Origin of the sequence: Euzebyella marina, assembly GCF_003687485.1 — a bacterium.
Taxonomy (GTDB): Bacteria; Bacteroidota; Bacteroidia; order Flavobacteriales; family Flavobacteriaceae; genus Euzebyella; species Euzebyella marina.
Genome location: NZ_CP032050.1, coordinates 1777756 through 1800172 on the forward strand (window position 1 = coordinate 1777756; position 22417 = coordinate 1800172).

The window sequence follows — 22417 nt, forward strand, 5'->3', positions numbered from 1 at the left end:
TCTTAAAAAAGGAAAAATGAAGAATATAATCTTAATAAGCACCGTATTATTTACACTTATGTTCATGAGTTGTAACGATGCCCCAAAATCTGAACTTGGGCATAATGAAGCTGAAGGTGTATCAAAAACCGAAGCAGGTGGGGAAGAAGCCCACGGCGAAGAGGAAGGCGGCCACGGGGAAGAAGGAGAAGAAGGTGTTGTAGTACTTTCTACACAACAAATAGAGACCATTGACCTGGAGACCAGAACCTTGGAAAAAAGAAACCTCGGTAACAATATCAAGGTAACCGGAAGGCTTGAGCTATATCCTCAGGACAGGGCCAATATTAGTCCTTTCGTAGGCGGAAATGTACGTTCCATCAAAGTAATCGAAGGAGATGAAGTGCGAAAAGGAGAGGTTTTGGCCTATTTGGAACATCCCGATATTATCAGTATGCAACAGGAGTACCAAGAAAAAAACGATGAACTCGTTTTCCTTAAACAGGATTTTGAGCGAAAGCAGACCTTGTACGACAAAGGCGTTTCTTCCGGGAAGGAATTTCAGATGGCACAGTCAAAGTTCCGTTCCACTACCTCAAGTGTCAACGGCCTAAAATCAAAATTGCGCTTGCTCGGTATCGATCCTTCCAAGGTGGAAGAAGGACAGATCTACTCGGCCATACCCATATCGACACCTATATCCGGTTTTGTGGATGAAGTAATGGTAAGCCTGGGGGATTATGTGGCCCCACAATCAAAAATGTTTACGGTTAGCGATAATTCAGAACTCCATTTGGACCTTAAAGTGTATGAAAAGGATATCCCAAAGGTTCAGGTAGGTCAAAAAATCCATTTTACCGTTGCCTCGAAACCGGATGAACTGTTAACTGCAGAAGTGCACTCGATAGGTAAAACCTTTGAGGAAGATCCAAAAGCCCTGCACGTCCACGCGGATATCGATAACAAAAATGGCGACCTCTTACCAGGAATGTATGCAGAAGGAAGAATCGTGCAGGGAGAGAAATCGGGCTTTGCAGTACCCGAGGAAGCCATTGTCAAAGAAGGCGAACAGTCCTATGTTTTTATCGTGGATGAGGATGGGGCACCAGAAGAAAATAAAATGAAATATAAACGCATTCCCGTGAGTACAGGGGTCAACGACTTGGGTTTTGTAGAAGTAAACCTGCCTGCAGGAACGCCCGAAAATGTCAAAATAGTAACAAACGGGGCCTACACCCTTTCTTCGGAAATGGTCAAGGGCGAACTGGAGCACGGACATTAAACAACAATATAGATAAAGGTTTTGATTCCGGGTTTGTTATCGTCTTAATTAGTTAGTTGAAAATCAGAAAGCAGGCCCGGTTCACAATCGATTAAAAATCTAAATAGTATCATAATGAAAGAAATAAAAGCATTTGTAAAACCAAACCGCATCCAAAGGGTCATCGAAGCCCTTAGCGACAATGGTTTTAAAAGTATGACGCTTTCACAAGCGGAGGGTACCGGGGCGTTCAAGGCAAAAGGCGCGAAACCCTCATTGGATTTTCACGTATCCGATAGCCCGGTGGTAAAAGTGGAGCTGGTGTGCCAAAATGAGGAAGCACAAATGGCAATCGAAATTATTACGGAAAACGGAAAAACGCCCGACCCGGGCGATGGGATTATTTATCTATCTAATATTGAGGATGCCTTCCAGATCAAAACAGGCGAATCCTTAAAACGCTATGACCTTTAACCCCTTTTAAAATGGAAAGAATTGTCAAAAAACTGGAGAGCAAGGGAATACGGCCCACGCCGATGCGACTGTTAACCTATAAAAAGCTGCTGGAAAGCGAGGTAGCCATCAGTTTGGGAGAGCTGGAGAATTTTTTCGAGAAATCGGAACGGAGCACCCTTTTCCGGACGATGAAAACCTTTGAAGAAAACGCCATCGTACACCAAATTGAGGATGGTACAGGAGTTATAAAATACGCCCTTTGCGAAGAGAATTGTGAATGTGAGGTGGGCAACGACCTGCACCTGCATTTTCATTGCACCCGGTGCAACGAGACCGTTTGTTTGACCGACCGTAAAATTCCACAGGTCAATCTGCCCCAAGGATATATGGCAGAGGATATCAATCTGGTCGTAAAGGGTATATGCAATAAATGCAGTGACAATTTGGATTAGCCTTCAGGCGCGGAACATTAAAAGAATACAACGATGATAGCAATCTATAAAAAAGACCGAATCATATATACCATCGCAGATAAAGAGCTGGATACCGATGATAGGGCAACCCTGATCAAAGCTCTTAACGAACATTTAAAAGAAAATGAACAAGCCGCTTGGTATATGGAAATGGGCCTTCCCGAAAAAAGGGTATGGAAAAGTAGCGTTGAGAGGTTAGATTTTTCATTTTCCGAAGAGGCACGGTTTAAGAAAATAGCCTTGGTAGGCGATAAAATATGGCAAGAACGGTTTACCGAATCGTTATTGCCATTTAGCGAGGCTCATATAAAATTTTTCGGGCCGGAAGATGGAGATATGGCCAACAACTGGCTCGAACGATAATAACACCCCTATCGATGCAAAGAGGTAAAATAGGGATATGGCTTTTGGCAGGTTTTGCCTTTGGGGTCTTTATACTGCAACCCTTGGGCCTATCCCTTTTTCTCTTTGACCGGTCGGGCGATTCCGGTCACTGGCCAAGCTATTTTGGCGAGGCCTTCAAAACCGCATGGAACGTTGCCGATGTTGACCAAATTCTTGGAAACCTGTTGTTCGGGACAATGGGAAGCAGCCTTGCCCTGATGTTCTTCCTCAGAAAAAAGATTTTTCAACTGAACAGGCAACGGATGGACAGGCAAACCGTTCTCGAACTCATAAACAAGGGAGAGAGCAGCCGGGTGGAATTCAAGTCAAGCTTGCGATGGGACGTGCAGCAGGGCAAGGTCAACAAACAACTTGAGTTTATCATATCAAAAACCATTGCCGGGTTTATGAATACCGAGGGGGGCAAGTTGCTCATAGGTGTTGATGACGGGGGAACCATTCTGGGCCTGCAACAGGATTTCGATACGCTTAAAAAGCCGGACAGCGATGGCTTTGAGCAGTATTTGATGCAATTGATCGCTCTAAAACTGGGAACCCATCTTTGTACGCTAGTGAACGTAGCATTTTTTGGGTTTGGTCTAAAGCAAGTGTGCTGTATCGAGATTTTACCAGCCCAAATGCCGGTATATGTGACCCTTGAGGGACGGTCACGGTTTTATATACGCACGGGCAATGCCACACGCGAACTCGATTTGCCCGAAGCCCTGGTGTATATAGGTAAGGAAAAGGCACAGTACAACTAAAAACGGGAGGTTATTGGGCCATGCAGGAAGGATTATTTGCACTTCCGTTGCACAATTGTTTTAATTAGATTGATTTAAAAAAATATACAAATATGGTACAGATAATAAACTTGGAACAGGAACACCTAATTGCCGCTAAAATCAGTGGAAGACTTACAGAAAAGGATATGGAAAAGATGCATCCGCTTATCCACAACATCATAGAAAAAGGGCATAGAGTGGATTTCTATTTTGAAATGAAAGATTTTGAAGGCTATACCCTTAAAGGCTTTTGGGAAGACCTAAAGATTGATTCGGCTCACTTGGGAGATTATGGCAAGATGGCCTTTGTGGGCAACAAAAAATGGCAGGAATGGGCCGCGAAGGCAACTGATTTTTTCATAAAGTCTGAAGTTAAATTTTTTGATATTTCCGAGAAATCACAAGCCCAAAAGTGGATTAAATCTTAATTAACGATAACAAAACCATTAATAATATGAAAGACAAGGAAAAACACAGCAAAGGCGATGGCCACAATCACGACCACGGTGGCATTTTCGGCAAAAACACGGAGCTCTATTTTGCAATTTTAAGTGGGGTCACACTAATAACAGGTTTCCTGTTGGAAAAGTATTCAGGGGTTTCAGCTAACATCCCTTTTGGGCTCTATATTGCAGCCTACTTTTTTGGAGGTTATTTTACCCTAAAGGAGGCCATTACCAAAGTGTCCAAAGGCGAATTTGAAATCGATTTCCTGATGCTGGTCGCAGCTGCAGGAGCCGCCTATTTGGGTGAATGGGCAGAAGGTGCCTTGTTGCTCTTCCTTTTCAGTCTGGGTCACGCACTTGAAAACTATGCGATGGGCAAGGCCAAGAAATCCATTGCAGCGTTAACAGACCTAGCGCCTAAAACCGCACTATTAAAGAAGGATGGCGATACTGTTGAAGTAGGTATTGAAGAGTTACAGATAGGTGATATCATCGTGGTACGCCCAAACAGTAAAATATCTGCTGATGGTGTTATTGTAAAGGGCAATAGTAGTATAGACCAGTCACCCATTACTGGGGAAAGCGTTCCTGTGGACAAAACACCAATAGAAAATCCCGATAAGGAATATACAGCAAAAAGCGATATTCCCGACGAGAACCGTGTTTTTTCAGGAACCATCAATGGCAACAACACCCTCGAAATAAAGGTGATTAAAGAGGCAAAAGATTCTACCCTCAACCGCTTGGTCACTATGGTTCAAGAGGCCCAGGACCAAAAATCGCCCACACAATTATTGACCGACAAGTTTGAGCGGTACTACGTGCCATCGGTAATCTTATTGGTCATACTATTGAATTCTGCTTTCCTGGTCATTGATGAAACGTGGAATGAAAGCCTGTACCGTTCCCTGGCGGTACTTGTGGCAGCCAGTCCTTGTGCCTTGGCTATATCTACGCCATCTGCTGTATTGAGTGGTGTGGCAAGAGCAGCACGAGGCGGGGTTTTGATAAAAGGCGGTCGCCCCTTGGAAGACTTAGGGGTACTTACCGCTCTCGCTTTTGACAAAACGGGAACACTTACCGAAGGAAAACCAAAACTTACCGATGTCGAAAGTTTTGGCAACATAGATAAAAATGAACTGTTGGAAATTGCTATTGCGGTTGAGGAACTGAGCGACCATCCCCTGGCAAAGGCTGTTGTACGTGACGGAATGGAACGGCTTGGGAAGGACGCCAAAATTCCCGATGCCGATGATTTGGAGGCCGTACAAGGCAAGGGCATAAAGGCAAACTATCAAGGGGATTCCATTTACATAGGCAATCTTGAGCTTTTTGAGGGTATTGATAAGGGCGTTCCCAGCGATGTATCAGAAAAGGTAAGAACTCTTGAAGGGGAAGGAAAGACCACGATGCTAATAAAAAGGGGCGATGAATTTATAGGGATGCTCGGGCTGATGGACACCCCACGGGAAAAAGCCAAGGAGACCCTTGCCCAACTAAAGGAAATAGGCATCAAGAAAATGATAATGCTTACCGGAGACAACCAGAAAGTGGCCGACGCTGTAGCCGAGGAAATTGGGTTGACCGAAGCACGCGGAAGCCTGCTTCCCGAAGAAAAAGTGGAGGCCATCAAAAAACTTGCGGAACAGGAAAATAAACTGGCAATGATAGGTGATGGGGTCAATGACGCCCCTGCTATGGCAAACAGTACCGTTGGTATTGCAATGGGTGCGGCGGGAAGCGACGTGGCTTTAGAAACCGCAGATATAGCACTAATGGCAGACAAACTGGAAACCTTGCCTTTTGCCATCGGTTTGAGCAGAAAAGCGAAGGCGATAATCAAGCAAAACTTATGGGTTAGCTTGGGGGTTGTTGCCCTTTTAATTCCTGCGACAATTATGAGTTGGGCAAGTATAGGGATAGCCGTGGCCATTCACGAGGGCTCTACGTTGGTAGTGGTGGTCAATGCATTGCGTTTGCTCGCCTACAAAAAATAAATTCAATAAAGGAGATTGCCTTTGAATCAAGATTAAAAAATGAACAAAACGGAAAAAATATTGTCAAGTCACGGTATTCGCCCTACTCAAATGAGGTCCAAGATATACAGGTATCTGAGAAGGAAGCAAAGTGCCGTGTCCTTTTCCGATTTAAAAAAGGTCTTTGCCGAAAAGAGCGAAACCAATAAGACAGCAAACAGAACGACCTTTTATCGCAACCTTAAGATTTTTGAGAATAAAGGACTTATTCATCAGATAAATGATGGAACCGGAGTGGCAAAATTTGCGATTTCTAATGAAAACGTTAAAGGTAAGTATGGTTCAGATTTACATCTGCACTTTCATTGTACCGAATGTAAGAAAACAATCTGTTTGCCAAATAAAATACCAGAAGAAAGTTTGCCAGATGATTATAAAATAAACGATGTCAACTTGGTATTAAAAGGGATATGCGTGAAATGTAAGGAAAAATAACAGGTGGGAGTTCCAGAACTTTGAACCCTTGCGCCCAAGAGTCAAGTTCAAGGTTCTTCCACCTTATTTAACCAAAAAAATACAATTATGGAAAAATATGATATAACAATTATTGGTTCCGGTCCAGGTGGCTACGTGTGTGCCATACGTGCTGCACAACTGGGCTTTAAAGTGGCCATAATCGAAAAGTACAGTACCCTTGGCGGCACTTGCCTTAACGTGGGCTGTATCCCTTCAAAAGCCTGGCTGGAAGCATCGGAACATTACCACAAGCTCAAACACCAATTCGAGGATTTCGGCATTGATGTCAAGGAGGCGAATGTAGATATTGTAAAAATGAACCAAAGGGTTCAAGACGTCGTGGGGGAAATCATCAACGGGGTAGCCTACCTGATGAAAAAGAACAAGGTTACCGTTTATGAAGGCCACGGAAACATCAAGGACAAAAACACCATTGAAATTAAGGGCGAGGACAAAACACAAACCATAGAAACCGATAAAATGGTCATCGCCACCGGGTCAAAACCTGCATCCTTGCCCAACATAGAAATAGATAAAAAAAGGATTATTTCCTCTACGGAAGCCCTTGCCCTTAAAGAAATCCCCAAACACTTGATGGTCGTTGGAGGTGGTGTCATTGGGGTCGAGATAGGTTCGGTTTTCGCCAGGTTAGGTTCAAAGGTTTCCATCGTAGAGTATTTTGATGGGCTTATTTATACAATGGACAAATCCGTAGGGCATCAATTGTACAGGTCCCTAAGAAAACAAGATATCGAGTTCTATCTGGAACACAAGGTCACAAAAGCTTTGGCAGCAGATGATAAAGTAACCCTTACGGCACAGAACAGGAAAGACGACAAGGAAATGCAGTTGGAAGGAGACTATTGCCTGATGGCCATTGGGAGAAAACCTTTTACATCAGGTCTTGGCCTTGAAAACGTGGGAGTGGAAACCAACGAAAAAGGACAAATAAAAGTAGATGATAACCTGGAGACCAATGTAAAAGGGGTCTATGCCATTGGAGATGTAGTCCGTGGGGCGATGCTCGCCCATAAGGCCAGTGAAGAAGGTGTTTTTGCGGCCGAACGCATTGCGGGACAAAAGCCGCATATCAATTATTCCCTCATACCAAACATTGTCTATACACAGCCCGAAGTGGCCGGTGTAGGACGTACCGAAGAGGAACTTAAAGAAGCAGGAAGAGCAATAAAAACGGGCTCGTTTCCCTTTAAGGCCAATGCACGGGCCAAGATAAGTATGGACACTGACGGCTTTATAAAAGTGATTGCAGACAAGGAAACCGATGAGATTTTGGGCGTGCATATGATAGGTCCGCGCATAGCCGATAGTTATACGGAAGCTGTCGTGGCGATGGAATTCAGGGCAGCGGCAGAAGATATTGCCAGAATGTCCCACGGACACCCCACATTTTCAGAAACCTTTAAGGAAGCCTGCTTGGCCGCTACCGAAGACAGGGCGTTGCATATATAAAAATATAAAAAAACGAAGATGAGGAAAATTCAAAAACTAACCCAAGAAATCAACGAATTGACAGTAAGGATTGAACACGAATATCCCGAACTCTATCGCTATTTGGATGAGAATCCCATAACTATTCCCATAGATGATGAAGCAAAACTGACTTATAAATCGTTCGCTGATTATTTGGAGAGCTTAAAATCGATTTTGGAAAAATATATGGAATACCATAATAAGTAAAGATTTAAAACACCAAACTTAGAATTTAATACAGATTATTTAAATGTCCACTATAAACAAAAGCACTTTTAAGGTAAGTCAAATGGATTGCCCTTCCGAAGAACAGATGATAAGGATGAAACTGGAGTCAAATCCTCAAATCAAATATCTGGACTTTGACATTCCGAAAAGAAAATTAGATGTGTACCATCAGGGGAATGCCCAAGAAATAAATGTGGCATTGGGTGCATTAAAGCTGGGGGAAAAACTCTTGGGAACAGAAAAGGCGGAAACACCTATTGCCGAAGACGAGACCAAACAAAAGAAGATACTCTGGTGGGTCTTGTACATCAATTTTGGGTTTTTCGTTATCGAAATGACCACGGGATGGATTTCTTCCTCGATGGGCCTTATTGCGGATTCACTAGATATGCTGGCCGATTCCATTGTGTACGCATTGAGCCTTTTTGCCGTAGGCGGCGCTATTTCCAGAAAAAAGAAAGTGGCGAAGTTCAGTGGCTATTTTCAAATGGCCTTGGCCCTGCTGGGATTTTCGGAAGTCGTGAGAAGGTTTTTGAGCAGTAGCGAAACCCCTTTGTTCCAATGGATGATTATCGTTTCCATTTTCGCCCTTATCGGCAACCTCGTTTCCCTATGGTTGATAAACAAGGCCAAAAGCAAGGAAGCGCATATGCAGGCAAGTGCCATCTTTACCTCAAACGACATTATTGTGAACGGCGGGGTAATACTGGCAGGGGTGCTGGTTTATTTTTTAGACAGTAAATGGCCCGATTTGGTCATAGGCGGTATTGTATTTGCCTTTGTGATGCGAGGAGCCATTAGAATTTTAAAATTGTCCAAATAACGTATTGGGAAGAAAAGAAATAGCAAAAGAAAGATTTTGGAAAGGAATCCAAATGCCATATCCCGAATAGGACTCAAAACTACCCTCGTAGGTATTTTGATCAGTGCATTATTGGCATTGATCAAAGGTTTGGGCGGGGTGTTCGGGCATTCTTATGCCCTTATTGCCGATGCGATCGAATCCGGGGCGGATGTGCTGACATCCGCACTATTATGGGCCGGGTTGAGATGGTCGTCAAGGCCACCGGATGAAAACCATCCCTACGGACACGGTAAGATAGAGGCCCTGGTGGCGGTGGGTATTGCCATAGCCCTAACCATTGCAGGTGGTATAATCATAAGGGACAGCATCGACCATATTCTGGTACCCCACAAAACTCCTGCACCCTTCACACTCTTCATACTGGTATTTGTTGTCCTCACGAAAGAGGCGTTGTATCGCTATGTCATGAAAACAGGTGATGAAATCAATAGTTCGGCCGTCAAGGCCGATGCATTTCACCATAGGAGTGATGCCATTACGTCGATAGCCGCTTTTATAGGGATTTCCATAGCATTGATCGGTGGCGAAGGGTTTGAGATAGCGGATGATTTCGCGGCACTCATTGCAGCGGGCATTATTCTGTTCAATGCCTATAAAATAGCTAGGTCATCGGTAAGGGAGTTGCTGGACGAAGCTGTTGAGCCCGAATTTCGAAATGAGGTTATCCGACTGGCCGAAGCCGTTCCTGAAGTGGTAAGGGTAGAGCGCTGCCATTCCCGAAAGATGGGAACGGCCTTTCATATCGATATGCATATTTGGATCGATGGGGAATTAACTGTGACCGAGGGCCATGATATTGCACACAAAGTAAAGGAGAGATTGTTCAGGTCATATTCCGAGATACTTGACGTGCACATCCATATCGAACCTAGCAAAGAGAGAAATGTTAAAATGACAGAATTATGAACATATGGCCATGGGTACTCGTTTTGGGCCTAGCGGCCTGGGCAGCACACTGGGGTGCGGATCGATTGTTGACTCCTTTAAAGTTGCTCCGCAAGCAATGGGGGCTTACCGCATCCGCTGGAGCCGCTTTTCTTGCCCTTGTAACGGCCAGTCCTGAAGTTGCCATCAATATAACCAGTGCGGCACGGGACGTTTCCGATATTGGCCTGGGCAACTTATTGGGTTCCAATATTATTTCCATTCCCTTGATGGTGACCATAGCTTATTTTGCTTCCAGGAAACAATTCAAGAACAACAAGGAACATCAAGAACATCTTGATAAAAACATTCTGGCGTTGAACAAACGTTCGGTTTCCGTACTGTCCCTTCCTTATCTGGGCATTATCGCCCTTGTGGCCATTTTAACTCTGCCAAAGCCCTGGCGTGGCCTGCAACCTGTGGACGGGTGGATTATGCTGGCGGCCTATGCTGCGTTCTTGACCCACGCAATCATAAAAGGCAAGGAAAAGGGCAAAAAAGTAGAATGGAACAAAAAACAGGTCTGGTTATCGATTGCCGGGGCCTTTGCGATAGCAGTTGGCGCTTTTTTCATAGTGAAGGCGACCGAAAATATTGTTTCTGCCCTAAATATTTCTGAAATCGTGGGAGGCCTTTTCATCACGGGCATAATGACCACGGCACCGGAAATATTCAAGACCTGGAGCGTGGTAAAAGGGGGCGAGGTGACAGCGGGCACCACCAGTGTTATTGCAGACAATGCCGTAACGATGACGGTGGCATTTTTTCCGCTGGCTTTGGTAACCACCCCCATTGAGGACTTTGAACTGTTCTGGGTCAACATGGCCTTTGTCGGGCTTATGCCGCTGCTTTACACACTATTTGTGCACCAAAGCAAGGAACTGCACGGTTTCTCTCGTTGGCAGATTTTTGTATTTGATGCGGCATATATAGTTTATTTACTGGTCATGGTTTTTTACGTGTTGAAACTTTTTTGATAGATGAAAGACGAACTTTTTAAAGATTGCTCGATGAGGCTCAATATGCTGGATGAAAACATCCACAAATTGGCCGTAAAGTATGCTAAAGAATACTATACGACAAACCAATGCTCCAAGGAGGAAGACCTTGAACGCGGCATTGTAAAAGCAGAGATGGAAGGGCGAAAGCTCTAAAAAAAGTATACAATATGGACTGGACATTTGAAGATTTCAAAACAAAACTTGATGGCCTACAGCCGTCAGTTCGGAAGAAGGCCCTCAAAATTGCACAAGAATTGGTAAAGGAGAATGGGTATTCTCGTGAGAAGGCCATTACGGAGGGAATCAAACGTGCAGAAGAATGGTTTTATGACCTTAGGGGATAGCATTGGTGCGTTGATTTTAGTAAAGCACAGTATAATATGTCACGGGAAAGGAGAAAGCGGAGACTAGAGGAAAAAAAGGAGAATTCAATAAACAGGAAAGTAAGAACCAGAAAGGAGAAAGGGTATTGCCTGTTGGTTTTTGTGGCAATGTTCCTTGCGGTGCTGACAATTGCCTTTCTAGATGCAATTCTATATGGTTTTTACCTACTTTTCAATTGAATAATTAAACCTAAAAAGAAAGATTAATGGAGTCAAATCAATAAAAACAAAATGATATGAAAGATGACGGAATTTTAATACCTGTAGATTTTACACAGGTTTCAAAAAATGCGGTGAGCTACGCAATTGGGCTAGCACAAAAATTGAAATCAAAACTGGTTTTTGTCCACGCCTATTCAGTGGCATATCCATCCGGTACGCCTATCGGTATGGCAACTATGGCACACAATGTAGCAGATACCACGGCATCCGAGGAGAAAATCAATAAAGAAAAATTGGATAAGTTTCTAAGAGGCTTTCCTGAACTGGACAAGTTGGAATTTCAAGCAATGGTCGGTTTCGGGGCAACGGTCGATGTGATTTCTGGCCTGGCTAAGGAAATGAATACCAGACTTGTCGTTATGGGTACCAAGGGCACGTCTTCAGGATTTGATGAAATTTTTATTGGAACCGTCACCGAAAAGGTGACACAAAAGGCATCTTGTCCAGTACTGGCCGTACCTGAAGATGCCAGCTATACTGCATATAAGCGTATCGGGGTCGCAGTGGATACGGATAGTACGGATAATAGAATAGATTTTGAAATATTGTCCAGATTATTGGAAAACTATAATGCACAGTTGCACTTTGTACATATAGCGGACGAACAGGAAAGGGTTCCGGAGAAAGCATTTATTCGTGAAAGATTTGGCAAACTTCTTGTACCTAAGCAATGGTTCTTTACAGTTATCGAGGAAGACAAACCCGAAGAGGGTATCGATAAATTTTTGACTGAAACCCCAATAGACCTATTGGTTTTGCTTTACAGGGAACACGGATTTTTTGAGGCACTTTTCAAAAAGGGGCTAAGAAAAAAAATGTTGTATGCCTCCAAGGCCCCATTGCTGATAGTTAAGTAGCCTTTCTACCTATGAGATGCTCCAATAAATATTAGGTATAGCTTACTATGCGAAATTATCGTTCTTATTCTCGGCGCAGGCGGTTTGGCAACGATGTGGGAGGCCGTTTTTGCTGATGTTGGTGTGGCGTTATTGGCGATATTCAATGCAGTTCGATTGCAGAAGATGAAGTGGAGCTAAAGAAAATTATATATATTTTCAATATTGAATCCGTCATTTTCTATAAATTGAAAAGGAGTGTTTTTAATACTAGGATACCAAAAGTGGAAAGACCCTTTTACTTTAAGTACATCATAAAGAGAATGTTAGTAATTTATCGAAAAACACTTGATTTTAACGAAAATCAGTGGGGTATTTCGGCCTAAAGTTGTTATTAAGTTACCTTTGTAAGTTGATGCCACTTCCCCTGCAATTAGTGCCTTTTAATAAAATTGCAATAACTATTATTGATTATGAAAAAAATCTACACTATTCGCGCTTGCAACTCAGCTTTCTTTTCAATATTTCATCTCCATTATTCTAAATTTTGCTCCATTTCGAACAAAATTGTAGGTGGTCTGATATTGGCACTTGCCTTATTAAGCTCCATTTCAGTTAAAGGGCAATTGCCTGACGATTTCCAACAAGTACCGTTGCTGACAGGATTAGCCAATGCCACAACCATGCAATTCGCACCGGACGGGCGCATTTTTATCCTTGATCGGTACGGCGAAGTAATAATTTACAAAACGGATACCCAGACCTCTGTTTCAGCGGGAACGGTACCGGTCTTTCATGAGTTCGAAGAAGGTTTGTTGGGTATTGCTTTCGACCCGGATTTTATCACAAATAATTACATTTATCTACATTATGCTGTGCTCGGTCAGTCGACCAATAGGGTATCCCGATTTACCATGAACGGTGATGTTCTGGACATGTCTTCCGAGATTGTAATGTTGGAGTGGGGTACTCAACGGATTATCAGTTACCATTCAGGTGGGGATATGGCCTTTGACTCGCAAGGTAACCTGTACATCGCAGTAGGCGACAATTCGTACTACAGCGATGCCTACGCCTCCCATAATGAGACGAGTATTTCTGCCACTACCGAGAAAAGCTCGAGCAATACCAACGATATGCGGGGTAAAATCCTTCGGATAACTCCCCAAAACGATGGTTCTTATACCATACCTGCAGGCAATCTGTTTCCAGCTGGTACTCCGAATACCCTACCCGAAATCTATGTTATGGGTGCTAGAAACCCTTATCGAATTTTTGTCGACAAAGAAAATACGGATTGGCTGTTTTGGGGAGAAGTTGGCCCGGACGCAAATGCCGCCAGTGCTCTAGGCCCGGAAGGGTTGGACGAGATGAACTTGACAAAGGCATCGGGGAATTATGGCTGGCCATATTTTTCAGGTGTCGACAACGATGCCTATCAAGTTGCCTATCGTACTCCGTCACCATTTTACAACGACCCGGCTGCCCCTGAAAATACTTCCACATGGAATACAGGGGCCACTGTTCTACCTCCTGCCCAACCGGCTTGGCTCGAATTTTTCCATAAAAGTCATTTTGCCGGCCCTCGATATTATTATGATGGTGCGCTGACCGATGACCAAAGATTTCCCGTAGAGTTCGATGAGATTTTCTTTTATTATGACTTCAATAGCAGTAAAATTTGGGCTGTTGAAATGGATGCGCAAGGAAATATTATAAGTAATGATTTGTTCGCACCGGCCGTATTTCCCTCTGGGTCTGGCGACGGTTTTATCGACATGGAATTCGGCCCTGACGGCAAGATGTATATTTTGGCTTACGGCGCTGGCTGTTGCCCGCAAAATGCAGGTACTGGTAAGTTAATCAGGGTTGATTATACGGGTATTACTTCAAATGCACCCCCGACTGTCATGATAAGTGCTGACCCGAATAGTGGCCCTTTGCCCTTGACGGTTAATTTTTCCAGTGCCGGAACGAATGATCCGAATGGGGATACACCCTTAACGTATGAATGGGATTTTGATGGCGATGGAAATACAGATTCCAACGACGAAAACCCGACCCATGTATACAATACGGCAGGAACCTTTAATGTGAAATTGACAGTTACCGACCCAGGCGGTGCATTTGGGGTAAATAATATCACTATCTATGCCGGCAATACCGCCGCCACTTTTTCTTATAATTTACCTCCTGACGGCGGATTCATCGGTTGGGGAGATGATGTATCGATAGATTTGATCGTATCCGATACCGAGGACGGTTCTACCGGTTCTGGAATTGACTGCAACGATGTTAATGTGGTTCCTGCTCTTGGCCACCTAAATCATTTTCATGATTTGGCAACCATGACAGGCTGTACCCAGAATTTTAATTTGGGCTACGACGGACATGATATTACGGGGGAGATGGACATTTTCTACGTTTTGAATGCCAATTACACGGATCAGGGGGGGCTGACGGCGTTCGATCAAATCCTATTACATCCAAAGCGCAAGGAAGCCGAGTACTTCGACACTCAAAATGGAACCACCATAATCACAAATACCGATTTTTTGGAGGGCGGATCCGAAGCCCTGAGTGTTGACAACAATGGGTATATTTCTTTTTCAGAACGCAATTTGTTGAACATGACTGCTGTTAAATACAAGGTGGCGGCAGCAACTGCCGGTGGTACCATAGAATTTAGGTTGGGAAGCCCTACAGGAACTCTTTTGGCGACCACCACGGTACCTTCAACCGGTGGCTTGGGCAATTGGCAGGCCGTGGAATCTATCTTTTCGGCACCTGTCGGAAAAAATGATCTATTCTTTGTATTTAAAAGTACTAGCGGCACGCAAGATATCTTTAATCTGAATTATGTGGAATTTATCGGAGATGGAGTGTCAACCGACAGTTCTCCACCTGAGATATCCTCTGTTGAAGCAATGGGCTCTACACAGGTCAAAGTCCAATTTTCGGAGTATGTTACCGCGGCTACTGCGAATCAAGTTTCAAACTATGTGATAGACAATGGCATTGCCATTTCTTCCGCGGTTTTGCAATCAGATGGACTGACCGTTTTTTTAACGGTTTCTCCGTTGAGTGGTGATACGACCTACAATCTAACCGTTAACGATGTTCAAAACATTTCTGGTATACCAATTGTAACAGAAGATTATTCATTTTCTATCATAAGTTCTATTAGAATTAACGTGGGAGGTCCCCAATTGACATATGGTGCCGAAACTTTTATCGCGGATCAATATTCGACAGGTGGAAGCTTGTTCAGTGCCTCTATGCCCATAAATGGTACGACGCAAGACGAACTTTATCAAACAGAACGTTTCGGCAGCTTCTCATATGAAATTCCTGTACCCGTATCTGGCGAATATGATATTCGTTTACATTTTGCCGAACTGTATTTTGGAATTGGTAGTGTACCTGGTGGCCCCGGCACACGTGTTTTTAACGTGACTATAGAAGGGAATCCCGTACTGACCAATTTTGACATCTCCGCAGAAGTAGATCCTGCGACAGCGCTCCAGAAGGAGTTGGACGATATTTCCATTACTGATGGATTTGCGAGTATCACATTAACATCGATCAACGAAAATCCAAAATTGTCCGCAATAGAAATATTACCTCCAGATGCTTTTGCATCGACACCTGATATAATGATTACCTCGCCCCAAAATGGATGGAGTGTCAATCAGCCATTCGAAGTCGCATTCATGGTGGAAAATTGGACAATTCAAGAGGGTGACACTCATATACATTACTATATAGATGGGGTTATGGTCGAACCTTATTATAGTCATGACCCAATTCCACTTGACAATCTGAGTATAGGCAGTCATACGATTCGTGTCGAACTTTTCTTTGCCAATCACTCGCCCACAGGTATTTTTGATGAAGTGATGGTTGCGGTTACAGAACAATCGGTCTGTAATGAAACTGACTTTCCTGACTCTTGGATAGTTCATCAACTAGATCAAAACCCGTACACTGCTGTATATACCTTTGCCGATGATGATTTGGATGGCGATGGACTGAAGGACATAGTAACTGGTGGCTGGTGGTATAAAAATTCTGGATCGGCTTCCAGTAACTGGCAGAAAAGTACAATTGGTGGAACATTCGGAAATGTGGTCCACGTGCATGACTTTGACGGGGATGGAGATATTGATTTATTGGGCACCGCCTTGGGTATTGCCCCAGATAACGAATATGAAAGTGCCCAGCTTTTGTGGGCTCAGAACGATGGTTCTGGTAATTTCACTGTATTTACGAATATACCTGCTGGGAATACCAATTATAGTGAACCATTTCTAGCGGGTTTGGCCGGAGGCGATTTTGGTGCCGGTTATCAAATGGCCATTAACTGGAATGGTGCCGAATCTACGGGATCACCAGTTCAAATGCTCACTCCATCGGCGAACCCGACAACAGGTATGTGGAGTTTGGTGGATATCAGCCCCGATTCTGCGGGAGAAGATCTTCAAGCCGGTGATATAGACGGAGATGGTGACCTGGATCTCTTTCAAGGTGTCAATTGGCTTAGGAATAATGGCGGGGGTACTTGGGAAACTTTTTCCACGGGAATTACCTACGTTACCACTCCGGATCGTGCACAATTGGCCGATTTTGATAGGGATGGTGACTTGGATGCCGTTGTTGGCCAATTGGGATTGGGAAGCAACCCGAACAACTCTGAATTTGCCTGGTTTGCCGCACCTGCGGACCCAACGCAGCCTTGGGTAAGAAATATTCTTGCAACCGATATTGCAGGAAGTCTAAGCGTTTTTGCCATTGATTTCGATTTTGACGGAGATCAGGATATTGTCGTGGGTGAGTGGTTGGCCGACCGCAGATTGATTGTTTTCGAGAACGACCTTTGTAGTACAGGGGATTGGGAAACACAAATTATTGATGATGGGTCACTCAATTTAGAACATCACGATGGTGCCAGGGTTACCGATATCGACAATGATGGTGACCTTGATGTGGTTTCAAATGGTTGGTTACAGCATATGGGACCCAGAATATATGAAAATACAACGCCTCCACCGGTTAGCAACGATCCTATTGCCGATGCCGGTCAAGATCAGACGGTTGTACTTCCCTCCAATAGTATCACATTGAATGGTTCAGGAACCGACCCCAATGGTGGCTCGATTACAGGCTATCAATGGACACAAGTGAGCGGTCCCACTACAGCCACTTTGGTCGGGGAAACAACTGCGGATCTGACGGCTAGTGATCTGGTTTTAGGTAGTTATGTGTTTAGATTGACTGTCATAGATGATGAAAATGAAACAGGTTTTGATGAAGTAACTGTTATGGTCAGCTCTGAAGGTGGAAACATGCCTCCAGTTGCAGTCGCGGAAGCAGCTCCTTTAACAGGTGTCGCACCTCTAGAGGTCACTTTTACGGGTGGTAACTCTAGCGATGATGTTGGGGTTGTGGCCTATGCATGGGATTTTGGAGATGGAGGGACTTCCACCGAAATGAATCCAATTTACACATATAATGAGGCTGACACTTATACCGTAACCTTGACTGTCACAGATGAGGGAAACCGTACAAGCACGGCCACCTTGTCCATTACCGTGACCGACGGTACCTCTGGTAAAATGGAAGTCATTTTGGCAGAAAATCCTTCAAAAGGTGGTGTTGCCAAAATAAGAGTCATCAATGCACCAGCAGATATGGTGGTCTTAAAAATCTATTTGCACGATGTCGGTGGAAGATATATAGCTGTTTACAACGCACCTGATGTGCTATCCGCTGACGGTACATACGATATTCCCGCATCTACATTAAGAGATGGTGTCTATTTCCTTGGTGTAGAAATGAATCAAGGTAAGCCGACATTGATTAAGCTAATAGTTGATAATTAAATATACAACTTGTATAAGCAATTCAAAAAAGCCCTGATAAATTTCAGGGCTTTTTGCCAAAAATACAATCCCATGTTTCGCTTCTAATAGCTAAAAGGATTTTTTTATTGAGTATCTATGGCAATTAACAGGACATGCGGATTCTGATTTTACAGAACTCTTAAGACTTTCGAAGATAAAGCCATAGTACATCAGATAGATGATAGCACGGGCATGACCAAGTATGCATTATGTGAGGAAGGCTGCAATTGTGAATTGGAACGAGACCTACACCTTCATTTTCACTGCGTCAATTGTGGTGAGACCGTTTGTTTGACAGAACATAAGATTCCGTACATCAACCTTCCCGATGGGTACATCGCAGAGGATGCCAATTTGGTTCTAAAAGGCATTTGTGAGAAATGCAGTGGGCAATAAATGCACTTCCGTTGCACGCTTTAAACCTTTACTTTGACCATTGAAAAATCATGAGTTATGATACAGTTTATAGATACGAAAAAAGAAAACCTGATTGCCGCAAGGTTGTCGGGCAAATTGAACGAAAAAAATTTAAAGACCGTTCACGACCGCATACATCAAATCATCGATAAGGGCCATAAAGTGGACTTCTATTTTGAAATGGATGACTTTGAAGGCTACACGCTCAAAGGTTTTTGGGAAGATATAAAAACTGATGCCGCACATATCGACGATTATGGAAAAATGGCATTTGTAGGTGACAAGAAATGGCAGGAATGGGCAGCAAGTGCTACCGATTTCTTTACGGGCAGTGACGCTAAATATTTTGAATTGGAAAACAAAGCACAGGCTATGGCTTGGATGGCATCATAATCTATGAAAAAGAAAAAAGTAAACCTACGCGATTTAGACCCTAAGAAACACCAGGGCGATCACAGTCACGATGACGGCCATAATCACAGCAGTCCGGAAGAAGCATCCAAATTCAGAACTTACTTACCCGCGATTTTCAGCTTTGTCATGTTGATAGCCGGTATCGCCATTGATTATTTCGATGCCTTTCCTTTCTTTAAGGGATGGGTCAGAATCGTTTGGTACACGGTAGCCTATATTCCCGTAGGTTTTCCTGTAATCAAGGAAGGTTGGAATAGTATCTTAAAAGGCGACTTCTTTACGGAATTTTTCTTGATGTCTATTGCTACTTTGGGGGCATTTGCCATAGGTGAATATCCCGAAGGTGTGGCCGTGATGTTGTTCTATGCCGTAGGCGAACTGTTCCAGAATGCCGCCGTCAACCGTGCCAAGGGAAACATCAAGGCTTTGCTCGACGTACGCCCTAATGAAGCCTTGGCCTATCGTGATGATGATTTTGTCTCTGTCAATCCTGAAACCGTCGAGATTGGCGAGAAAATTCAAGTGCGCGTGGGCGAGAAAGTACCTCTCGACGGTATTTTGCTTTCAGAGAAAGGGTCGTTTAATACCGCAGCTTTAACAGGCGAAAGCAAGCCTGCCACTATTGCGACCGGAGAAAAAGTATTTGCAGGAAGCATAAATCTCGATGGTGTCATCGAAGTGGAAACGACCAAGGAATTTAAGGATAGTTCCATTGCCAGGATTCTGGACATGGTACAGAACGCCACCGCACGTAAATCAAAGACGGAATTGTTTATCCGAAAGTTCGCAAGGATTTATACGCCTATCGTTGTTTTCCTTGCTATTGGCCTGACTTTCTTGCCCTATTTTTTTGTTGATGATTATGTGTTTAGGGATTGGTTGTATAGAGCATTGATATTCCTAGTAATTTCCTGTCCTTGTGCATTGGTCATTTCCATTCCCCTAGGTTATTTCGGTGGCCTAGGTGCGGCATCCCGTAATGGGATTCTGTTCAAGGGCGCATCATTCTTGGATGCCATGACCAAGGTAAATACAGTGGTAATGGACAAAACGGGAACTGTTACCAAAGGGGTCTTTAAGATTAAGAAAGTGGTCAATAAATCCGCTTTTTCGGAAGCGGAGTTTATGCAATATCTGATGGCGATGGAAGAACAATCCACCCATCCCATCGCAAAAGCAATTTTGGAGTACAAGTCGGATGGTGCGGATTTTGAAGCGACCGAGGTTTCCGAAGTTGCCGGAAAAGGTCTTAAAGGTACGGTCAACGGAAAGCAGGTTCTGGTCGGGAACAAAGCATTGATGACCTCCAATGGCATAAATGTCCCTGAAGAGACTGATTCTATTGTCGAATCGATCGTGATGGTCGCCATTGACGGAAAGTTTGCAGGTTATGTAACCATTGCCGACGAGTTGAAGGAAGATGCCCACCAAGCTATTGAGCAAATACGAGAGGCTGGAATATCCAAAATTATAATGCTTTCTGGCGACAAGGATTCCATTACCCAACAGGTTTCCGAAGAATTGAAAATCGATTGGGCAAAGGGCGGTCTGCTACCCGAAGATAAACTGAACGAGGTCGAAGAACTCAAGAAACAACCTGATAGCACGGTATCATTTATGGGCGACGGTATCAACGATGCTCCGGTACTTGCGACAAGTGACGTAGGTATCGCAATGGGCGGTCTGGGTAGCGATGTAGCCATTGAGACGGCAGATGTTATCATCCAAACCGATCAACCAAGTAAAATTGCCAGGGCAATTAAAATTGGGCGTTCAACCCGAAGCATCGTTTGGCAAAATATTGGATTGGCATTCGGGGTGAAAGTAATTGTGCTTATCCTTGGTGCAGGCGGATTGGCAACAATGTGGGAAGCGGTATTTGCCGATGTGGGTGTGGCTTTGTTAGCTATATTAAATGCCGTTCGGTTGCAGAAGATGAAGTGGGCATAAGCCCATAGTAAATATCGAAATATAAATGTTCATTCTGGCCAACTATCAATATCCGATAGTACGGGATTTGCATAATTAAATCCACGACCCTTTTAAGATGTAAACACTTCTTTCTTGACAAATTATTATACTTAAATTTAGGCTTAACTAAAAATATATTTATATTTACAAAAATATAATTGTAGCAATGCCTAAAATCATTTATTTTTTTATTAGCCTGTCCTTAATCGCTCTACTTGGCTGTGAAAATCTGGGTCCGGAAGAACCTATGGAATTTGAGCTGTTGGACGGGCCATTGGACGGATTGTCCGTAAGCGAGCAACAACTGTTTTTAGCTGGCGATATTGCTTTCAATGATGATGTTTTTACCGTTGAAAAAGGCCTTGGCCCCTTGTTTGTTGGTACCAGCTGTGAAAGTTGCCATTCAGGGGATGGCAAGGGTCATCCTTTCAATCAACTTGTCAGGTTTGGCAACAATAACTTAAACTTACCCTCGATGTTATCCCTTGGTGATGGCAGGAACCAAATTCAAAATAAAGCCATACCGGGTTTTGAACCGGAGACCGTGCCGGACGGCTTCCCATTTTCCATATTGGTCGCTCCGGCGGTAACGGGATTGGGTTTGTTGGATGCTGTCCCTGACGCAGATATTTTGGCTCTCGCAGACCCTTCTGATGCAAATCAGGACGGTATTAGTGGAAGACCTCACTACAATATTCCTCCTGAATTCACCAAGATTCGGAATAATAGTGTTCCCCAGGGAAACAATTATATCTTCAGGTTTGGAAAGAAAGCGGGTAGTTATGATTTGTTGCACCAAAGCGTCAGCGCATATAACCAGGACATAGGAATTACATCCCTTTATGACCCTATTGACCCATTCAGCGGGCTAGAAGAAGACCCAGAGGTAAGCACCCAAACCTTGAATGATGTCGTGTTCTATCTCAAGACTTTGAAAGCACCCGTACCCCGAAATCAGGCGGATCCCGATATTATTACTGGAAAAGAACTCTTTCAATCCATACAATGTGCTGCCTGTCACACACCCACTTTGACCACAGGATTTTCCCCAATTGAATCGTTATCCTTTAAGGAATTTCATCCCTACACGGATTTGTTGTTACATGACATGGGGCCGGAATTGGATGATGGATTCACCGAAGGAAATGTTGGGACTTCGGAATGGAGAACCCCACCTCTTTGGGGAATTGGGTTATCGGGCAATTCCCAAGGCGGGCAAATGTTCCTGTTACATGACGGAAGGGCTTCGAGCATTGAAGAGGCCATTGAATTGCACGGCGGTGAGGCCGATAATTCAAAAGCCCAGTATTTGTCCCTGACCCCAAAAGAAAAATCACAACTGATAAAATTCATTAATTCCCTATAGGTGCATAGAAAAGATTTTATTAAACAATTTGGATATCTGATTGCAGTCCTGCCAGCTTCCTCCGCTTTACTAAGTAGTTGCGCAGGCCTGTATTATGCATCCTTCGTTGAAGAAGGGGGA

Annotated in this window: 20 protein-coding genes and 1 pseudogene; all 21 read left to right on the plus strand. The window is 43.8% G+C overall.

All coding sequences use genetic code 11. From position 1 onward, the window contains the following. Positions 1-16 precede the first annotated feature (16 nt). The 21 genes and pseudogenes from D1013_RS07315 to D1013_RS07410 all read left to right on the plus strand — a co-directional run bounded on the left by D1013_RS07315 (position 17) and on the right by D1013_RS07410 (position 22297). On the plus strand, positions 17-1261 hold the full coding sequence (locus tag D1013_RS07315) for an efflux RND transporter periplasmic adaptor subunit (RefSeq protein ID WP_121850653.1): 1245 nt from the start codon (positions 17-19) through the stop codon (positions 1259-1261). A 114-nt stretch (positions 1262-1375) separates the two neighbouring features. Next, positions 1376-1714, plus strand: a complete 339-nt coding sequence (locus D1013_RS07320) for a P-II family nitrogen regulator (RefSeq protein ID WP_121848234.1) — start codon at positions 1376-1378, stop codon at positions 1712-1714. An 11-nt stretch (positions 1715-1725) separates the two neighbouring features. Beyond that, the gene (locus D1013_RS07325; RefSeq protein ID WP_121848235.1) at positions 1726-2148 is read left to right on the plus strand and encodes a Fur family transcriptional regulator; all 423 of its coding nucleotides are present in this window, start codon (positions 1726-1728) and stop codon (positions 2146-2148) included. A gap of 33 nt (positions 2149-2181) precedes the next feature. Then, positions 2182-2532 (plus strand): SpoIIAA family protein, encoded by a 351-nt coding sequence (locus D1013_RS07330; RefSeq protein WP_121848236.1) that lies wholly within the window; start codon positions 2182-2184, stop codon positions 2530-2532. Between the two features lie 14 nt (positions 2533-2546). Then, positions 2547-3317 carry an AlbA family DNA-binding domain-containing protein gene (locus D1013_RS07335; protein WP_121848237.1) on the plus strand — a complete coding sequence of 257 codons (771 nt, stop codon included), beginning with the start codon at positions 2547-2549 and terminating at the stop codon, positions 3315-3317. A 92-nt stretch (positions 3318-3409) separates the two neighbouring features. Beyond that, on the plus strand, positions 3410-3766 hold the full coding sequence (locus tag D1013_RS07340) for a SpoIIAA family protein (RefSeq protein WP_121848238.1): 357 nt from the start codon (positions 3410-3412) through the stop codon (positions 3764-3766). A gap of 26 nt (positions 3767-3792) precedes the next feature. Beyond that, positions 3793-5781 carry a heavy metal translocating P-type ATPase gene (locus D1013_RS07345; protein WP_121848239.1) on the plus strand — a complete coding sequence of 663 codons (1989 nt, stop codon included), beginning with the start codon at positions 3793-3795 and terminating at the stop codon, positions 5779-5781. 39 nt (positions 5782-5820) lie between these two features. Beyond that, positions 5821-6255, plus strand: coding sequence for a Fur family transcriptional regulator (locus tag D1013_RS07350; RefSeq protein ID WP_121848240.1), 435 nt, complete (start codon positions 5821-5823; stop codon positions 6253-6255). A gap of 87 nt (positions 6256-6342) precedes the next feature. Beyond that, positions 6343-7746: a dihydrolipoyl dehydrogenase gene (gene lpdA, locus D1013_RS07355; RefSeq protein WP_121848241.1), complete on the plus strand. Its 1404-nt coding sequence runs from the start codon at positions 6343-6345 to the stop codon at positions 7744-7746. A gap of 18 nt (positions 7747-7764) precedes the next feature. Further along, entirely contained in the window at positions 7765-7974 is a 210-nt protein-coding gene (locus tag D1013_RS07360) for a hypothetical protein (protein ID WP_121848242.1), read from the plus strand. 43 nt (positions 7975-8017) lie between these two features. Continuing rightward, on the plus strand, positions 8018-8818 hold the full coding sequence (locus tag D1013_RS07365; protein ID WP_121848243.1) for a cation efflux transmembrane domain-containing protein: 801 nt from the start codon (positions 8018-8020) through the stop codon (positions 8816-8818). 36 nt (positions 8819-8854) lie between these two features. Further along, positions 8855-9766 (plus strand): cation diffusion facilitator family transporter, encoded by a 912-nt coding sequence (locus tag D1013_RS07370; protein ID WP_081894367.1) that lies wholly within the window; start codon positions 8855-8857, stop codon positions 9764-9766. Continuing rightward, positions 9763-10761 (plus strand): sodium:calcium antiporter, encoded by a 999-nt coding sequence (locus D1013_RS07375; protein WP_121848244.1) that lies wholly within the window; start codon positions 9763-9765, stop codon positions 10759-10761. Before D1013_RS07370 ends, D1013_RS07375 begins: the two co-directional genes overlap by 4 nt. Positions 10762-10764: 3 nt before the next feature. Continuing rightward, positions 10765-10938: a hypothetical protein gene (locus tag D1013_RS20300; protein ID WP_162987828.1), complete on the plus strand. Its 174-nt coding sequence runs from the start codon at positions 10765-10767 to the stop codon at positions 10936-10938. Positions 10939-10952: 14 nt separating this feature from the next. After that, the gene (locus tag D1013_RS20305; RefSeq protein ID WP_162987829.1) at positions 10953-11129 is read left to right on the plus strand and encodes a hypothetical protein; all 177 of its coding nucleotides are present in this window, start codon (positions 10953-10955) and stop codon (positions 11127-11129) included. A gap of 275 nt (positions 11130-11404) precedes the next feature. Continuing rightward, positions 11405-12247, plus strand: coding sequence for a universal stress protein (locus D1013_RS07385; RefSeq protein WP_121848246.1), 843 nt, complete (start codon positions 11405-11407; stop codon positions 12245-12247). 452 nt (positions 12248-12699) lie between these two features. Further along, a complete protein-coding gene (locus tag D1013_RS20625; protein ID WP_121848247.1) occupies positions 12700-18108 on the plus strand; it encodes a PQQ-dependent sugar dehydrogenase in 5409 nt (1802 codons plus the stop codon). Positions 18109-18258: 150 nt separating this feature from the next. After that, a pseudogene (locus D1013_RS07395) lies at positions 18259-18525 on the plus strand (Fur family transcriptional regulator); the annotation flags it as partial. Positions 18526-18582: 57 nt separating this feature from the next. Further along, entirely contained in the window at positions 18583-18939 is a 357-nt protein-coding gene (locus D1013_RS07400) for a SpoIIAA family protein (RefSeq protein WP_121848248.1), read from the plus strand. 3 nt (positions 18940-18942) lie between these two features. Continuing rightward, positions 18943-20910: a heavy metal translocating P-type ATPase gene (locus D1013_RS07405; RefSeq protein ID WP_121848249.1), complete on the plus strand. Its 1968-nt coding sequence runs from the start codon at positions 18943-18945 to the stop codon at positions 20908-20910. Between the two features lie 187 nt (positions 20911-21097). Then, entirely contained in the window at positions 21098-22297 is a 1200-nt protein-coding gene (locus tag D1013_RS07410; RefSeq protein WP_121848250.1) for a di-heme oxidoredictase family protein, read from the plus strand. Positions 22298-22417 lie beyond the last annotated feature (120 nt).

Coding starts and splice junctions, on each gene's coding strand:
- D1013_RS07315 (WP_121850653.1), top strand. CDS start 17: ATGAAGAATATAATCTTAATAAGCACCGTATTATTTACACTTATGTTC.
- D1013_RS07320 (WP_121848234.1), top strand. CDS start 1,376: ATGAAAGAAATAAAAGCATTTGTAAAACCAAACCGCATCCAAAGGGTC.
- D1013_RS07325 (WP_121848235.1), top strand. CDS start 1,726: ATGGAAAGAATTGTCAAAAAACTGGAGAGCAAGGGAATACGGCCCACG.
- D1013_RS07330 (WP_121848236.1), top strand. CDS start 2,182: ATGATAGCAATCTATAAAAAAGACCGAATCATATATACCATCGCAGAT.
- D1013_RS07335 (WP_121848237.1), top strand. CDS start 2,547: ATGCAAAGAGGTAAAATAGGGATATGGCTTTTGGCAGGTTTTGCCTTT.
- D1013_RS07340 (WP_121848238.1), top strand. CDS start 3,410: ATGGTACAGATAATAAACTTGGAACAGGAACACCTAATTGCCGCTAAA.
- D1013_RS07345 (WP_121848239.1), top strand. CDS start 3,793: ATGAAAGACAAGGAAAAACACAGCAAAGGCGATGGCCACAATCACGAC.
- D1013_RS07350 (WP_121848240.1), top strand. CDS start 5,821: ATGAACAAAACGGAAAAAATATTGTCAAGTCACGGTATTCGCCCTACT.
- lpdA (WP_121848241.1), top strand. CDS start 6,343: ATGGAAAAATATGATATAACAATTATTGGTTCCGGTCCAGGTGGCTAC.
- D1013_RS07360 (WP_121848242.1), top strand. CDS start 7,765: ATGAGGAAAATTCAAAAACTAACCCAAGAAATCAACGAATTGACAGTA.
- D1013_RS07365 (WP_121848243.1), top strand. CDS start 8,018: ATGTCCACTATAAACAAAAGCACTTTTAAGGTAAGTCAAATGGATTGC.
- D1013_RS07375 (WP_121848244.1), top strand. CDS start 9,763: ATGAACATATGGCCATGGGTACTCGTTTTGGGCCTAGCGGCCTGGGCA.
- D1013_RS20300 (WP_162987828.1), top strand. CDS start 10,765: ATGAAAGACGAACTTTTTAAAGATTGCTCGATGAGGCTCAATATGCTG.
- D1013_RS20305 (WP_162987829.1), top strand. CDS start 10,953: ATGGACTGGACATTTGAAGATTTCAAAACAAAACTTGATGGCCTACAG.
- D1013_RS07385 (WP_121848246.1), top strand. CDS start 11,405: ATGAAAGATGACGGAATTTTAATACCTGTAGATTTTACACAGGTTTCA.
- D1013_RS20625 (WP_121848247.1), top strand. CDS start 12,700: ATGAAAAAAATCTACACTATTCGCGCTTGCAACTCAGCTTTCTTTTCA.
- D1013_RS07400 (WP_121848248.1), top strand. CDS start 18,583: ATGATACAGTTTATAGATACGAAAAAAGAAAACCTGATTGCCGCAAGG.
- D1013_RS07405 (WP_121848249.1), top strand. CDS start 18,943: ATGAAAAAGAAAAAAGTAAACCTACGCGATTTAGACCCTAAGAAACAC.
- D1013_RS07410 (WP_121848250.1), top strand. CDS start 21,098: ATGCCTAAAATCATTTATTTTTTTATTAGCCTGTCCTTAATCGCTCTA.